We start from the raw sequence: 596 nt of genomic DNA on the forward strand, positions 1-596 counted from the left end.
CCATAGCCAGGCGCAAGCGCCTGGCAGAAGTTCGTGCTCTTCCAAAGGGGGCCAAGGCCCCCTCTGGACTCCCCAACTGTCAAGGCCGCGGTGACTCCTGCGCCGTCGCCAAGTCGGAAGATGGCTCCAGCTCGAAGGCCGCAAGGTTGAACGCCAAGGGAGGGGTCGGCCTGCCAGGCCCAGGGCGTGATTGCGCCCCTCAAGTGTCAAGAAGCGGGGGAATTCAGTCGTCCGCGTCGTCGTGCAGGATCGACTCGTAGTCCTGCCCGCCGTAGAACACGCCGATGATGGAAACCAGATCGCCGGCCACATCGAAGGCGATCACGGCGCGCTTGCGGTAGTTCGTGATGCGCAGGCCGGGCCGCACATCGTCGCGCATGGTGCCGCGCAGTGGAAACGTGCGCAGGCTTTCGCAATAGGTGACGATTGCCTCGGTGTAGCGAGCGGCAACGTCAGGCGACGCCGCCGCCGCGATGTAGCGGTACAGCTCGGCAAGCTGCTCTTCGGCCTCGGGCGAGAAGACGACCGCGTAGCTCATTGCGCCTTCGCATGCTCGGCGGCCAGGCGGGCGCGCACCTGGTCGGCGGTGACGGCTC

At 66.4% G+C, this 596-nt stretch carries 1 protein-coding gene; it reads right to left on the reverse strand.

From position 1 onward, the window contains the following. Positions 1–223 precede the first annotated feature (223 nt). On the reverse strand, positions 224–538 hold the full coding sequence (locus tag N879_RS15675; RefSeq protein WP_011117139.1) for a type II toxin-antitoxin system RelE/ParE family toxin: 315 nt from the start codon (positions 536–538) through the stop codon (positions 224–226). Positions 539–596: the final 58 nt, after the last annotated feature.

Origin of the sequence: Alcaligenes sp. EGD-AK7 (assembly GCF_000465875.3) — a bacterium.
Taxonomy (GTDB): domain Bacteria; phylum Pseudomonadota; class Gammaproteobacteria; order Burkholderiales; family Burkholderiaceae_B; genus Alcaligenes; species Alcaligenes phenolicus.

What these genes read in the sequence shown, in the direction of transcription:
- N879_RS15675 (WP_011117139.1), bottom strand. Translation starts at nt 538, where the DNA reads ATGAGCTACGCGGTCGTCTTCTCGCCCGAGGCCGAAGAGCAGCTTGCC.